At 67.4% G+C, this 14,806-nt stretch carries 7 protein-coding genes; all 7 read right to left on the minus strand.

What is annotated here, in order from left to right:
• Positions 1 to 10: 10 nt before the first annotated feature.
• Positions 11 to 646, minus strand: coding sequence for a hypothetical protein (locus N5C91_RS20835; protein ID WP_236170694.1), 636 nt, complete (start codon positions 644 to 646; stop codon positions 11 to 13).
• Positions 643 to 8,892 carry a hemagglutinin repeat-containing protein gene (locus N5C91_RS20840; protein ID WP_279831712.1) on the minus strand — a complete coding sequence of 2,750 codons (8,250 nt, stop codon included), beginning with the start codon at positions 8,890 to 8,892 and terminating at the stop codon, positions 643 to 645. The genes N5C91_RS20835 and N5C91_RS20840 overlap by 4 nt, the downstream gene beginning before the upstream one ends.
• A 43-nt stretch (positions 8,893 to 8,935) precedes the next feature.
• Positions 8,936 to 9,454, minus strand: a complete 519-nt coding sequence (locus N5C91_RS20845) for a toxin-activating lysine-acyltransferase (protein WP_236198752.1) — start codon at positions 9,452 to 9,454, stop codon at positions 8,936 to 8,938.
• Between the two features lie 10 nt (positions 9,455 to 9,464).
• Complete coding sequence (locus N5C91_RS20850; RefSeq protein ID WP_279831715.1) at positions 9,465 to 11,258, minus strand: ShlB/FhaC/HecB family hemolysin secretion/activation protein; 1,794 nt, start codon at positions 11,256 to 11,258, stop codon at positions 9,465 to 9,467.
• A 364-nt stretch (positions 11,259 to 11,622) separates the two neighbouring features.
• Positions 11,623 to 12,450 (minus strand): phosphonoacetaldehyde hydrolase, encoded by an 828-nt coding sequence (gene phnX, locus N5C91_RS20855; protein ID WP_279831716.1) that lies wholly within the window; start codon positions 12,448 to 12,450, stop codon positions 11,623 to 11,625.
• Positions 12,451 to 12,552: 102 nt separating this feature from the next.
• Complete coding sequence (locus tag N5C91_RS20860) at positions 12,553 to 13,413, minus strand: LysR substrate-binding domain-containing protein (RefSeq protein WP_279831717.1); 861 nt, start codon at positions 13,411 to 13,413, stop codon at positions 12,553 to 12,555.
• A gap of 41 nt (positions 13,414 to 13,454) precedes the next feature.
• Positions 13,455 to 14,750: an MFS transporter gene (locus N5C91_RS20865; RefSeq protein WP_279831718.1), complete on the minus strand. Its 1,296-nt coding sequence runs from the start codon at positions 14,748 to 14,750 to the stop codon at positions 13,455 to 13,457.
• Positions 14,751 to 14,806: the final 56 nt, after the last annotated feature.

Genomic DNA, 14,806 nt, shown 5'->3' on the forward strand with positions numbered 1-14,806 from the left:
GGTTCCTGTTTCAAGGCTGCCCAGCGGCCTTGGGCGGCGCGCAGCAGTTCCGGGTATCGATGACCTTGCCACGGCAGGCGGGCAGGACCGGCGGGTTCTTGCACAGCAGGGCGTTGGCGGGCTGGTTGAAGTGAAAACCCTGATCGAGCATGCACAGCTGCGCCGCCGCGATGTCGTTGAGTAGCATCTCGTCGATGGGTTCGATGACCGTGGTATAGCCGCAGGCCTTCATCGCATCCTGCACGCCTTGGCTATCGGTGCCGGAATGCTCCCACTGCTCGTAGGCGGGACGACGTTTCACCGACGAAGGTTTCTGCGCAACGCCGGCTGCCTTGCAGGCGGGAAGCTGCGAGTGGATGTCGCAGTAAGTGTGGCGGCCCTGGTGGACGAAGCCCTTGCCGAGCATGCACTGCTCGCCACGGGCGTAGTCGTTGTTGGTGATGGTGGTGCTGTCGACGTGGGCGGAGTCCGGGAAACCGCAACCCAGCAGGGCATTGCGTACGCCCTGCCGGTCGACGCCGGGCTTGGCCCACAGCTCGTAGAGCGGCGGCGGCGGCTGGAACGGCCGCGCCTGGCTGCAGGCCGCCACGAGCAGGCAGGCGAGGAGGGGAACGAGACGAGCGCTGCCTTTGATCATCGCGCTCATGGCTGCTGCGGGTAGGTCTTCACGGGTGTCAGCTGCGGCACCTGGCCCGGCTTGTCCATCCAGAATTGCTGGCATTCCTTGTCGCCCGCTCCATAGCAGTTGTGCACGGTGTACTTGCCGCCGGCCACGTTCTTGATCTCCTTGAGCGTGTTGCTGTCTTCGGGGATGGTGCCGCCGGTGCCGGGGTTCCAGCCGATCCAGCCGCCCACCGGGTCGGTGTTGTGGTTCTGCAGTTGCAACACCATGGCGTTCTTCTGCTCGTCGCTCAGATCATCGCGATTCTGCAGCATCGCCAGCAGGTCGTCAGCCTTGGCGGCGTTGTAGGCCGGGCCGTAGAAGTTGAGGGTGGTGTTGCTCAGGCTGCCGCTGGGGTCGGGCAGCCGTGCGATGGACTCCATGGCATTGCCGGTGGTCATCGAGCCGCGGCTGTGGCCGTCGATGTGCAGGCCGGTCTCGCCATAGCGCAGCAGCGCGTCGCGGGTCTCGACGGTGGCGTTGGCCAGGCCCCAGAAGTCGTTCTCCAGGTATTTCTGGTAGCCGGCGATGAGCAGCTCGGAAACCGAGTTGCTGGCATCGGGGAACCAGATGAAGTACTGCGGGCCGTCAGAGGTACTGTGCTGCGCCGCGTACTTGGCTGCGCCATTCTCGTCGTTGAAGATGCCGTTGTTGGCAATGTGCACGCGGCCATCGGCGCCCGGTTGCAGGTTGCTCTTCTCCTCCTCGGTCAGCTCGCGGCGCAGGGGAACGCCCTGGTCGTCGCGCCGCACGTTGCCATTTTCGTCGGTGAGGATGACGAACATCCGCGCCTTTTCCAGGAACATCTTGCGGTAGGCGTCGTCGGTGAACTGCACGGCCTGGCGGTAGGTTTCGTTCTTGATCGCCTGTTCCGCCTCGGCGGTGCGGCGCATCTCGTCGACGTCCTGGCGCTCGGCGGCGGTGTGCGCGTTGGCGGTGTCGCGGTTGAGGCCGGCGACGGTGTCCGCGCCGTTCTGCCCGGTGAGTTGCTGTTGCAGGGCGTCATCGGTGATGACCACGGTGCCGGCGCTGATGGCGCTGCGGGTGTCGCCGGAGGAGGAACCGGAGTCCTTGCCCGAGTTCATCGCGTTGCCGACGATGGCCTTGCCGACACCGTACTTGCCCTGGGTGAGCATGTCGGAGCTGATGTTGATGCCGCTGCTGGTGGCCTTGGCGTCTGCCGCGTTGTGGATGTCCGCCTGGGTCAGGGTGCCGGTGCTCAGCTGGTTGCGCCCGGCCGCGATGGCGGCGTCGCTGCTGGCGATCAGGCCGCCCTTGAGGTCGGTGTTGCCGTTCACGCGGATGTCGAAGCCGCCGTCGCCGGCCTTGATCCCCGATTGCTCGGTGACGCTGGCGTAGTTGGAGTTCTGCTTGGCGGTGTTGCTGCTGACGCTGCCGCTGGAGGCGCCATAGCAGAACGGCGGGATGCACAGGCTGACGCCCACGCCCTTGCTCGACTGCTTGGCGTCGTAGGTGCTGGTGTCCTGCAGGCTCTCGATGCTCAGGTTGCCGCCGACATCGGCAGTGACCTGCGGTGCGCTGACCAGCGCGCCGCGCAGTTGGGTATCGCCACCGGACTGCAGGTTGACCTGGCGTCCGCCGTCGACGTGGGTGTTGCTCCACACCAGGTCCTTGCCGTCGGCGTTGCCACGGCTCTGCGAGGCGCCGGCGTTGATGGTGAAGCCGTTCTGCGTGCCGCCCACGGCGAAGCCGATGCCGATGCTGGCGCTGCTGCCCTTGCTGGTGCTGTGCTGCTCGACGGTGTTCTGCGCCGCGAGCAGGGCGATGTCGCCCTCGGCCTTGAGATTGGCGTCGCGACCGGCGCTGATCTGGCTGCCCTGCACGGTGATGTCGCTGTCCTTGCCGGCGCCGCTGGCGACGATGTTCACATCACGCCCAGCGCTCACGCTGGAGCCGGCGGCGGTGCTGCCGCGCTGCTCGCTTCGGCTTTCGTTCTTGCTCGCGCCGATGGAGATGCTGATGTTGATGCCGCCGGCCTGGGCCGGATTGGCCATGACGGCGGAGGCGGCTCCGGCACCTTCCAGCGCGACGTTGGCCGCGGCCAGGGCCTTCATGCGGTTGTCGTCGGTGCGCTCGGCGGACTTCTTCATCTGCTGCGCGGTCTGCACGGCGCTGATGATCGGGTTGGTCAGGGTGACGGAAAGGCCGCTCTGCTTGAACTTGCTTTCCTGGGTGCTGAGGTGGGCGTTCTGCGCCTCGACAATGTCCACGCTGCGGCCTTCGATGTTCACATCACCGCTGGGCGCGCTGACCTTGCTGCCGACCTGGCGGTAAGCCTCGCCGGCCTTGATGTTGACGTTGCCGTTGATCGAGCCGACGGTGCTGGCGGCGGCGCTGTCGCCGTCGTCGGTGTTCTTCACCGACTGCTGCTGGCTGCCGATGGTGAAGCCGATGCCGCCGCCGCTGAACAGGCCGCTCTTCTTCTCGTCGCGGCTGTGCTGCTCGTTGAGGTGGTCGGTGGCCGAGGCGATGGTCACGTTGCGGCCCGCCACCAGGGTGGTGTCGCCGTTGGAGACCACGTTGCTGCCTTCCACCTTGAGGTCGTTGCCGGCGCTGACGTAGGTGGTCTCGCCGCTGAAGGTGGTGCCCTGGGACAGGCGCTCGTCGACCGTGTCGCGGGTGACGATGGTCTTGGAGGAGAACCAGCCGGTCTTGCTCTTGACCTTGTGCGCCTCGTCGGCCATGGCGTTGTTCTGGCTGGCGGTGAGGTTGACGTCGTGGTCGGCGGAGGCCTGCACCGCGCCCTGGTCGCTGGTCACGCTGGCGCCACGGGCGTTGAGGTCGTGGCCGGCGATCAGGCGCACGTCGCCCTGGCCCTGCACGCTGCTGCCCACCTCGCCGGCGCTGGACTCCTTGCGCCAGTTGCTGGAGTTCCAGGTCATGCTCTGCTGTTCCTGGACGGCCACGGTGCCGAGGTTGATGTCGTTGCCGGCGCCGAGGGTGGTCTTGCCGCCAGCGCCGCTGTTGACCACCTGGGCGGCGTTGAGGTTGAGGTCGCGCCCGGCGGTGGCGATCAGCTCGCCGGCCGGATCGGAGACGAACAGCCCGGCGACCCGCGATACGCGTGTGGCGCTGCCCTGGGCACTCTCGGTGTCGCGGGTGCTGGAGCTCAGGTTGATGTCGCGGCCGGCCACGGCGGTGAGGCTGTGGCTGGCGTCGATCAGGCCGCCAAGGTTGTTCAGGTCGCCGGCGGCTTTCACGCCGACATCGGTACCGGTCAGGCGGCCACCGAGGTTCTGGATGTTCTGCGCGGTGATCGACAGCACGTTGCGGCCAACGAGGGTGCCGCTGTTGACCAGGTCGTTCTGGATGTTCAGGTCGACGTTCTGCCCGGCCATCAGCGCGCCGGAGCCGTCGATGTCGCCCTGGCGCACGCGCACGTAAACCTGCGGCACCAGCGCGCGGGTCACGCTGCCGTCGGGCAGGGTGACGTCCTTGGCCACCAGCCAGACGATGTCGCTGGTGAGCTGCGCCATCTGCTCGGGACTCAGGGCGACGCCGGGCACCAGGTTCCAGGCCTGGGCGTAGGTCAGGCCGTTGTCGAGCAGGGCGCGGTACTGGGTTTCGTCGTTGCCGTAGCCGTCGAGGAAGCGCCGCCCGGTGAGCTGGGCGATCTGCTCGCGGATCAGTTTCTGCTCGTAGAAACCATCGCCCAGGCGCGTCAGGGTCAGGCCGGGGTCCAGCTTTAGGCGGTCGAGCATGTAGTCCGAGGACAGCCAGGCGCGGTAGTTGGTGAAGCGCGGGTCGCTCTCGATCAGGTAGCCGCTGGTGGCCTGCGGGTTGACGTGGAACAGGCTGTTGTCCGGCACGCGGGTGTCGATACCGCCGGTGCGGATGGTCTCTGCGACGCGGGCGTTGTTCTTGCTCTGCACCGCGGTAACTTCCAGCACCGGGCTGATCACCCGGCCATTACCGACGTTGACCTGGGCGGCGCCCGCGCCGGAGGCCGGCTGGTCGACGCGGCCGAGATTGAGGTCGCCGATCTGCGTGCCGCTGCCGACGTGGGCGGTGTTCTGCTCGTAGGCGCCGGGCTTGAGGAAAATGTCGACGATGCTGGCCGCCGGGTTGTAGGCGGCGCCATCGGCGCCCTGTTTGTCGCGGCCCTTCTTCTGGATGCGATAGAAGTGGGTGACCACGCCGCTCTCGGTGGTGGTGCGCGCGCCGGGCGCCTCGGTGTTTTCCAGGTGGCCCAGGTTACCGCTGAGGGTGCCGCCGGCGATGATCCGGCTCTTGTCGTTGAGCGCGTCGGCAACGTCCAGGCGCATATTGCCGCCGGCGAGAATCTGCGCCGGATCGGAGCTGAGGATCTGCGTTTCGCGGGTCACGCGGGTGTAGCTGTAGAGGTTCCAGTCGTCACGGGTGCCTTCGGGGGTGACCAGGTGATCGACCTCGGAGTTGTAGACGGAAATCTGCTCCGGCTTGTAGCGGGTGGTGGAGCCGGTGAGCTGGTACTCGAGGATGCTTTCGCGGCTGAGTTCCACTTCCTGGGTACTGAAATGCTCGTTGGTGTTGCGCAGCACGGCGCTGGCCAGGCCCAGGTCGCCCAGGGCTTCGATGGTGGCGCTGGCGTTGCGGATTTCACTGGCGCTGCCGGTGGCGTGGCCAGTACCGTCGAGGGCGCCGCCGATGTAGAGGTCGCCGGCGCTGAAGAGCAGGGCATGCTCGCGGTTGAGCAGCGAGCCGACACCGATGTCGAGGCGGTTGCGCGCGGCGATCACGGCGGCCTTGCCGTCCTCCACGTCGTTGCGCAGGCTGCCGGCGGACACCGACAACTGGTCGCCATAGATGCGCCCGCTGCCGAGGTTGTTCAGGGTGCCGGCGTTGACACGGGTGGTCTGGCCGTCGAGCAGGCCGCGGTTGGTCAAGGTGCCGCTGGTGTCGAGGGTCAGGTTGGTGGCGCTCAGCTCGCCGGTGGCGGTGTTGTTCAGGTTGCCGGCTGTCACCTTCAGCGCCTGGCCCGCGACGAGGCGTGCCTGGTTCTCCAGGTTGCCGGCAGTCTGCAGGTCGATGCTGCCGTTGGCCTGCAGCTGGCCGCTGTGCACGTAGCTGTCGCGCAGCTTCAGGCTGATGTCGCCCAGGCTCAGGGTCTTGCCGTCGCCGCCCAGGTTCCTGGCGTCGATGCTCAGCTTTTGCCCGGCGATCAGCTTGCCGTTGTGGTTGAGGATGGCCAGGGACTTGCTGGCCGCGCCGTCCAGGATGTTCAGGTCCTTGCTGGAGCTGACCAGACCGCCGCTGTTGTCCAGTTGGCCACTGCTATTGAGGGTGAGGGTCTCGTCGGCGCGCAACGCACCGGACTGGTTGTCGATCTGGCTGGCGCTGAGCGTCAGCGAATGGCCTTCGAGACCCTGGTCGGTGCCCAGGGTGTTGCGGTTGTCGACGCTGCCCGCCGTGACCAGCAGTTTGCCGCCGGCGCGCAGCAGGCTGCCGGTGTTGTCCAGGCGGCCACTGGCAAGGTCGAGCACGGCATCGCCGAGGGTCTGCAGCTGGCCGCCGCGATTGTCCAGGCCGCTGGCCTTGATGCGCACGTTGCCTTCGCTGGTCAGCAGGCCGCCGCGATTGTTGGCGATCTGCGCGCTGGTGAGGTCGAGATCGCCCTTGCCGCCGATGAAGCCGGCGCTGTTGTCCAGGTTGCCACTGGCGAGGATCACCCCGCCCTTGCCGAGCAGGCCGCCACTGGCGCCGGAGTCGGTGTTGCCAATGGATTGGCCGTGGGCGTCGATGCGCAGCAGGCCGCCGGCCTGGGCCAGGCCACCCTGGTTGTTCAGCGCGCCGGTCTGCAGCTCCACGCCGTCGGTGGCGATCAGCACACCGTCCTGGTTGTCGAGCGTGGCGCGGTTGCTGTCGAGCTTGAGGTTGCCGGCGCTGATCAGGCCGTTGCCGTTGAGCACGCCCTGGCCGGACAGGGTGATCTGCTGCTGGCCTTCGATGCGCCCGCGGCGGTTGTCCAGGGTGCCCCGGGTGGCGTCGACGGCCACGCTGCCGTCCACCGAGCCGAGGGTGCCGGCCTGGTTGCTGATGCTATCGCCACGGGCCGTCAGTGCGCCTTTGGCGGCGAGGGTGCCGCTGTCGTTGTTGAGCTTGCCGGCGCTGACGTCGAGCGTGCCGATGGCGGTGACCTTGCCCTTGGCGTTGACCAGCTCGCCAGCCTCCAGGCGCGAGTTGCCGGTGGCGGCGAGGGTGCCGGAGGTGTTGTCCAGCTTGCTCTTGACCTTGGCCTGGAGGTCGCCCCCGGCAGCCTGGACCGCGCCGGACTGGTTCAGCAGGCTGCCGGCGTCCAGCTGCACGCCGCCGTTGCCAGCGAGGGTGCCGCCGCTGTTGTCCAGCAGGCCGCTGGTGCTGACGCGCAGGGTGCCGGCGCCGGTCTGGAGGATTTCGCCCTGGCGGTTGGACAGCGATGCGGCATCGATGCTGATCTGCCGCGCCACGGTGCTGGCGCCGTCGAGCAAGGCGTCGTTCAGGCTGGCCTGCAACTGGCCGTTGCTGGCGATGGAGCCGTTGCGGCCATCGACGGAGTTCGCGCTGACCTTCAAGGTGCCGCTGCCGGCGTGTTCGACCTTGCCCCGGCGGTTGTCCAGGTTCAGGGCGCCAAGGGTCAGGTTGGTGGCGTTGCTGGCGATACGGCCGTCGCTGTTGTCCAGGGTGCCGGGGAGGGCGAGGGTCATGTCGCCGTTGCCGGTCTGGATGATCTCGCCCTTGCGGTTGGACAGGTCGTGGGCCTGCAGCTGCACGCTGCTGCCGGCCAGCCTGGCCGAGTCGGAGGTCAGCTTCTGCGCGATGTTCGCTGCAAGGAGGCTGCCGGCGTCCAGCGTCGCTCCGCTCAGGTCGGCACTGGCGGTGGCGCTCAGGCGAATGTTCTGGGCGCTGGCCTGGCCCTGTTTGAGGTCAAGGTCGGTGCCGGCGATCTCGAGGTCGCCACCGGCGAGGGTGGCGCCCTGGCTCTTCACCTGCCGCGCGGCCTTGATGTCGAGCCGGCCGCTGCTGCCGATGCTGCCGTCCGCCTGCACGCCGGCGGCCAGGGTGGCCTGGCTGTCGTTGACGATGCCATTGGCGTTCAGGCTGACGTTCTGCTGCGCCGCGGCGATGCCGCTGTTGCGGATGTCGCCGCGGCTGCTCAGGGCGCTGTCGCCTTTGGCGTAGAGCGAGCCGCTGTTGTCGATGCCGCCGTTGCTGTCCAGGCGCACATTGGCAGTGGCGTTGATCTGGCCGCTGTTGCCGATGCGCCCGTCGGCGCTGATCACCACGTCGCCGGCGCTGGCGCCGATCTGCCCGGCGTTGCGCACGCCGACGCCGGATTCGGTGCCCACCAGCATGATCTTGCCGGCGTACATGCCGCCGAGCTGGGCGACGTCGATGGCCACCGAGGGCTTCTCGCCGTTGCCTTCGATGGGCCGTGCGCTGCTGTTGTCGGCGTTGACCTGGTTGGCCCCGGCGGTGACGCGCAGGTCCTTGGCCCAGACGCCGGCGTTGACCTCCACGGAGCGCGCGATCACGTCGGTGAAGTCGGTCTGGCTGGCGTCCAGGCCCTTGCCGGTGATGGCGATGCGGCCACCGCGCACTTCGTAGCCCTGCAACTGGCCGTCGACGATCTGCGCGGTGCCGGTGGTGAGGGTGGCGCGGTTGGCATTGATGAAACCGCAGCCGTCGCAGGCGATCCCTGCCGGGTTGGCGATCACCACCTGGGCGCGGTCGCCGGCCACCTCGACGTAGCCGCGCAGCTGGCTGGGGTTGCTGCCGTTGACCTCGTTGAGGATCACCCGCGCGGTGCCGTTGGCCAGGTTCTGGTTGCCGTCGATCCAGCCGCCGAGCTGGGTCTGCACGCTGTTGCGCGAGTTGTTGAGGATCGCGCCTTGCTGGTTCACGTCGAACTGGCTGTAGGTGTTGCGCGAGACGCCGGCGGCGCTGGGCGTCTGGATGTTCACCTGGGGCACGCCGTTGGCGGAATTGATCACACCCGGCTGCTGGCCGGGCGGCGCGCCATGGTCGGCGACGATGTCGGCATGGGCCAGCGGGGCGGCCAGGCTGATCAGCCCAAGCGTCGCCATCAGGGCGAAGCGCAACGGGCGCAGGCTGACCAGCAACGAGCCGGCGCACGCGCTCTGCGGGCCGTCAGTGGTGCCGGGCGCCTTGCTGGCGCTGCTGACGTTCTCGGCGACGACCATCAGTTGGCCGCGGGCCTTGTTGAAGACGATGCGGTAGAGGTGCTTGTTCATACAAATCCCTTTGTCGGTTCAGGGCGCAGGCCGCGGGGCGCGCTCAGAGCTGGATGGCCAGCGGGTGGTCGGAGAACCATGCGCGCGCTTCGGCGGGCATGACCGCGACACCCTGGAACTTCTTGATCCTCAGGCCGCGTTGTTCGCCACGGTGGTACAGCGCCCGGCCGCAGCGGTTGGCGAAGAAGTGCCGCTGCAGGACGCGCGACACCGGAACGGAGTGGCCGAACGGCGCCACCCAGTCGTTGAACCAGATGCGCTCGCCGCTGTTCCAGTCGGCGGCCGGCATGCAGATGGCCGGCTGGCTCAGGTAGCGCGCCTCGGCTTCCAGGCTCAGGTTGCTGAAGGCGACGTAGAACACCGGGCGGCCGTTCTGCCGGCCGAGGATGAACTGCCGATGGCTGATCGCCGGCAGCAGCAGGGCATTGAGCGCGTGCAGCGGGATGTCGCGGTGGGACGCCGAGTGCAGCCACAGCCAGACCGCCGAGCCCAGCGCCTCGGCTTCGCTCCAGGGCTCGTCGAAGAAGCCCGGCGCGGTGATGTCGAATCCGTCGATATGCATGGGCGCCTCCTCAGAAGGACCAGGTCAGGTTGAAGCCACCGGTGGTGCTGGCGGTGTCGAAGCCCTTGGGCTTGCTGATCGGCTGGCCGACGAAGACGTCGTAGGACACTCCGCGATAGCCGCCGCGCAGGCCCAGCACGTAGCCGGCCAGGTGGGTACCGATCAGGTACTTGCTCGATTGCCCGCCGACTTCGCCGTAGTCCACGCCCACGTAGGCCTCCTGGCCGGTCTGGCCGAGCGCCAGGCCGAGGTCGTTGCGGGTCAGCCAGCCACGGTCGGCGGAGAGGATCTGCTCGCCGTCGAAGCCGCGCACGCTGTAGCGCCCGCCGATAGTGAAGCGGTCCTGGGGTACCAGCGGCGTGCGGTTCCATTGCGCGCGCCAGGTGTTGCTGTAGCGCAGGCGCTGGTCGCCCAGGGCGAAGGGCACGCTGAGCTGGGCTTCGGCGGTGATGATCTTGGAGCGCGAGGTGCCTTCGTCGAAGGGCTCCTCCGGCGCCGCCATGGCGTTGCGCGCTCCGGTGCCGCGGCGGTAGCCGCTGCTCAGGTAGAGGGTGGAGGCGCCGATGTACTCGGTATGGGTCAGGCCGAACGACCAGCCGGCCATGCGCCGGCGCTGGATCTCGATCTCGGTATCGTCGATCCAGTTCTTCGAGCGCCGGCTCCAGCCGCCGATGCTGGCGGTGGTCTTGCGCACGGCGTCGCGGTAGAGCATGCGGGTGAGGCTGATCTCGTCGTTCTTGCTCTCGCCGCTGTAGCTGTAGTCCTGGTTCGCCCCGGAGATGGTCTGGTGGTAGTCGTACTCGCTGGAGGTCACTCCCAGCAGCCAGTAACCGAAGGGCACCGAGTAGTGCAGGGTGTGGCCGCGCGAGCCGCGATCGCCGGAGTCGCCGCCGCCCAGGTCGTGGTTGTAGCTGAAGTAGAAGAGGTCGCTGAGGGTCAGGAAGTTGTCGAAGGACACCGAGGTGGTACCCAGGTACTTGCCGGTCTCGTCGGTGCCCGAGTCGTCCACCGAGAGGCTGAAGCGGATCGGGAATTTCTGCCGCCAGGCGATCACCAGGTCACTCTCGCCGGGCTGCGCGCCGGCGCCTTCGGCGGCGGTGATCTGGATGTCGGCGTCGGCGGTGGGCACCCGCTTGAAGTTCTCCAGCGCCTGTTCGATGTCGCGCAGGTTGAGCAGGTCGCCGGGCTTGGCGGGCACGGTGTTCCAGGCGTTGGCGCGGTGCGAGGTGTCCTCGGCGAAGCGGATCGAGCGGATACGCCCCGGCACCAGGGTCAGCGCCAGGGTGCCGCTCTTCAGGTCCTGCGGCTGCGCCAGTACGCGGGAGGTGACGTAGCCGCGTTCGATGATGGCGTTCTGGATGCGCTTCATCGTCAGGTTGATGCCGTTGGCGCCCAGGCACTGGCCGCTGGCCGGGTCGTCCTTAGGGTCGGCGGCGCGCAGGGCCCACTGGAATTGCTCGGCGGCGTCGCCGGTCAGGGTGATCTGGCGGATCGCAAAACAGGGCGCCTCGTTGCGCGGCAGGCGGTTGCCTTCCAGGCCGCTGGGCGGCAGCTTCAGGCGCACATCCGGCGAGGGTTCCATCTGCTCGCGCAGCGCGCGATCACGCTCCTGCTGCTGCAGAAGCTGCTGGGCGGGGAGCGGGTCGGCGGCGAGGGCGACGCCAGTGCAGGCACTCACGGCCAGGGAGGCCAGGATGGCCTGGCGCAGTGCGCTTCGAAGGGGGGAATCGATACCCGTCCGTGGGGTGCGTGGAGCAGGGCCGGCAGCCACCGGCAGCTCTCTACGGCAAGAGAGAAGAGCCATTTCGCGTCCTTGTGAAATATCTTGCAATAACTCGTCGAATTATGACGAAAGGTCCGGAATGCGACCGTGAATCCGTTCTAATCGCTGTAAATCCGTTGATACACCGCTATCGGATGTGTAACGCGGATATGACAGTTCCGACGGTTCGAGATGAAGGACGGAAATTTTGTTCCGAATTTTTACCGAGGACTGACGAACGGTCTGAAGTGCTATTGCTGCGATATCACGGTGTGGCATGGCCAATCTTTTGTAGAAGCGAGCTTGCTCGCGAACCGATTCTCCATGGTGATGTTCGCGAGCAAGCTCGCTCCTACAGACAGCAGAAGGCCCGCGCTGGGCGGGCCTTCTTGGTTGAACCGATCAATCAACTGCTCTGCGGCATCTCGCCCCGCGCCAGGCGCGCGTTGATATCGGCAATCACCGCCGGCAGTTCGGCGATGGTGTCGATCAGGTAGTGCGGCCGCGAGCCTTCGAACATCTGGCCGATGCGCTGGCGTTCCTGTTCCAGTTGGTGCGCCGGCAGCGCCTTGTATTGCTCATAGGTCAGGCCCAGGGCGTTGCCCGAGCATGTCAGCGCCACGGTCCACATGCCGGCGCTGCGGCCTTCGAGGATGCCCGGCCAGGTGTCGTCGACCTTCACGCAGGCGGCGACGTCATTGATGCCCAGGGCGATCACGTTGGCCAGCGCCTGTGCCGGGTGCGGGCGGCCGTTGGGCACTTCGTCGGTGGCGACCACGTGGTCGGCGACGTAGCCGTTGGTCTTGGCCAGTGCCACGACCTTCTCCATCACCACCGCCGGGTAGCCGGAGCAGGAGCCGATCTTCAGCCCACCCTTGCGCAGGGTGGCAATGGCTTCCAGAGCGCCGGGGATCAGCGCCGAATGCTCGGCGATCTTCTCGATCTGCAGCGGCATGAAGCGTTCGTAGATGGCCGTGACGTCATCGTCGGTGGGCAGATGACCGAAGGCCGCGCGGTAGCGCTCGCCGATGGCGGGGATGTCGCACAGGGTGCGGATGTGGTCCCACTTGCCCATGCCCATGGGGCCGCGGGCTTCTTCCAGGCTGACCTGGACGCCGAATTCGGCGAAGGCTTCGACGAAGATCTGGGTCGGCGCGAAGGAGCCGAAATCGACCACGGTGCCGGCCCAGTCGAGGATCGCGGCTTGCAGTTGCTTGGGTTGCTGGTAATGCATGGTGATGCTCCTGTGAGGGGATTCCTGGTGAAAAGCGGGATGAGCGCGGCCCGCCTGGCGTCATGGCAGGCTCGCGGTGTCACGGGGTATTCGGGCCGAGAATCAGGCCGTGGAGTCGAACAGCTCGGTGATGATCGGCCGCTTGCGGCGGATGCCCAGGCAGCACAGGTAGTAGTCGATGTGGAACGGCTCCTCGACGAAGGCGATGGAGCGCGTGCCGGGCCGGTCGGCGTATTCCACCGCCGAGACGAAGCCCACGCCGATGCCGTGTACCACCGCATGGACGATGGCCTCGCGGCTGTTCAGCTGCATCGCGCAGTCCAGCTCCACGCCATGTCGGCGGCAGCCTTCCTCGACCAGCTGGCGGGTGCGCGAGGCCGGTTCGCGCAACACCACGCGCTGGCTGGCGATCTCCTGCACGCTGACCGATGCCTGCTGCGCCCAGGGGTGGTCGTCGCGCACCACCGCGAGGATCGGGCAGGTGCGGTAGAGCTGCGTGCTCAGGCGCTGGTCGAACTCCGAGAGGGCGAGGATCGCCACGTCGATATCGAAGTTGTACAGCCGCTCCAGGGTGCCGGCCTCGCTGGTGAACGAGGTCTCCAGCTCGATGTGCGGGTAACGCTGCATCAGCGCGTAGGTCAGGCTCATGGCGATCGGCGGCGACACCGCGCCGATGCGCAACATGCCCTGCTTGCGCTGCTGGAAACTCTGCAGCAGTTGCAAGGCTTCGTCCTCCTGGCCGAACAGGCCCTGGGTGATCGCGTAGAGCTGCTCGCCGGCCGGGCTCAGCTCGATGAAGCGTCCGCGTCGATGGAACAGCTCCACCGAAAAGCGCTTCTCCAGGCCGCTGACCTGCTCGCTGATGGTCGGCTGGCCGACGCTGAGCAGCGCCGCGGCCTGGGTGAAGCTGCCGGTGCGGGCCACGGCGTGAAAGGAGCGCAACCACTTGTGGTACTGGTACATGAGGTCTCTCTGTGAGGAAGGCTAGGCGCATGGCCGTGCCCTCAGCGCCGGACGAACAGGGCGACCACCGCGCTGCACACGCAGGCCGTGGTGACCACGATGAAGATCAGTGAAGTATTGCCCGTGGTGTCCAGCATGCGACCGATCAGGGGTTCGGCCAGACCCGCGAAGAGGTAGGAGGAGAAGTTCATGATCCCGGTGGCGGTACCGGCGCGGCGCGCGCCGACCAGGTCCGGGCAGAGCGCCCAGAAGCTCGACGCCGGGCCGTAGACGAAGAAGCCGCAGAGGAACAGCGCGAGCAGGCCGATGCTGCTGTGCGCCGGCAGGCTCCACATCCACAGACTGGTGAGCGCGCCGAGCACCATGTAGAGCATGATCGCCCGGTAGCGCTTGCTGCCGAACAGGCGGTCGGAGACCCAGCCGTTGCTCAGTGCGCCGACGGCCATGCCGACGGGCAGGGCGATGGTGATCCACTTCGGGTCGATGAAGCTCTGGCCCTTCTGCCAGTCGGCGCCGAGGAAGTGCACCGGCACCCAGACGATCAGCCCGTAGCGCGCGGCGTTCTGGAAGCCCAGGGACAGCGCGGCGACCAGCAGGCGCGGGTTCTTCAGCACCGCCAGGTAGCGCTGCGTCGAGGTTTCCTCTTCACCGTGGGCCGCTTCGCTGGAGCGGTCCTCGGCATTCGCCACGCCGGTGTCGGCCAGCGGCTCGAAGCCCATGTCCTGCGGGCGTTCCCGCGCCACCAGGTAGAACACGATGCCGCCGGCGAGCATCAGCAGCACCGGCAGGCGGAAGATCCAGCGCCACTCCAAGTGCAACACGTCGATCACCACTACCGAGGTGACGTACGACAGCACCGAGGCGCAGCCGGCGGCGAACACGTAGAAGCCGTAGACCTTGCCGCGCTCGGCGGCGCTCCACCAGTTCGACAGCAGGCGGCTGCCCGGCGCCCAGCCCAGCGCCTGGAAGTAGCCGTTGATGCCCCACGGCAGGATCAGGCTGCCGAAGCCGCCGGCGAAACTGGTGACCCAGTTGGCGCCGCAGGACAGCACCGCGCCCAGGCTCATGATGCGCCGGCCGCCGAACTTGTCGGCGAGGTTGCCGTTGATGGCCTGGCCGATGGCGTACATCCAGAGCATGGCGCTGGAGGCCCAGCCGAGGGTTTCCTTGCTCAGGCCGAACTCGGCCTGGATACCGGGGATGGCAAAGCCGAAGGTCTGGCGGCCGGTATAGAAGAACAGGTAGCAGAACATCGCGGCGAGCAGCATGCGCCACTGCGCCACGCGGAAGGGCGACACGGATGACTCAAGGCCAGGCAGGGTTTGTGCACGGTTCATGGCGGTTTTCCTTCTTGTTCGCTCGCGCCGGCGCAAGGCTCGGCGTGTCGGCACTC

This window comes from Pseudomonas sp. GD03903 (assembly GCF_029840045.1).
GTDB lineage: Bacteria > Pseudomonadota > Gammaproteobacteria > Pseudomonadales > Pseudomonadaceae > Pseudomonas > Pseudomonas pseudonitroreducens.

Excerpts from the sequence above, each read along its gene's own strand:
- N5C91_RS20840 (WP_279831712.1), bottom strand. The coding sequence starts at position 8,892 with ATGAACAAGCACCTCTACCGCATCGTCTTCAACAAGGCCCGCGGCCAA.
- phnX (WP_279831716.1), bottom strand. The coding sequence starts at position 12,450 with ATGCATTACCAGCAACCCAAGCAACTGCAAGCCGCGATCCTCGACTGG.
- N5C91_RS20845 (WP_236198752.1), bottom strand. The coding sequence starts at position 9,454 with ATGCATATCGACGGATTCGACATCACCGCGCCGGGCTTCTTCGACGAG.
- N5C91_RS20850 (WP_279831715.1), bottom strand. The coding sequence starts at position 11,258 with ATGGCTCTTCTCTCTTGCCGTAGAGAGCTGCCGGTGGCTGCCGGCCCT.
- N5C91_RS20835 (WP_236170694.1), bottom strand. The coding sequence starts at position 646 with ATGAGCGCGATGATCAAAGGCAGCGCTCGTCTCGTTCCCCTCCTCGCC.
- N5C91_RS20860 (WP_279831717.1), bottom strand. The coding sequence starts at position 13,413 with ATGTACCAGTACCACAAGTGGTTGCGCTCCTTTCACGCCGTGGCCCGC.
- N5C91_RS20865 (WP_279831718.1), bottom strand. The coding sequence starts at position 14,750 with ATGAACCGTGCACAAACCCTGCCTGGCCTTGAGTCATCCGTGTCGCCC.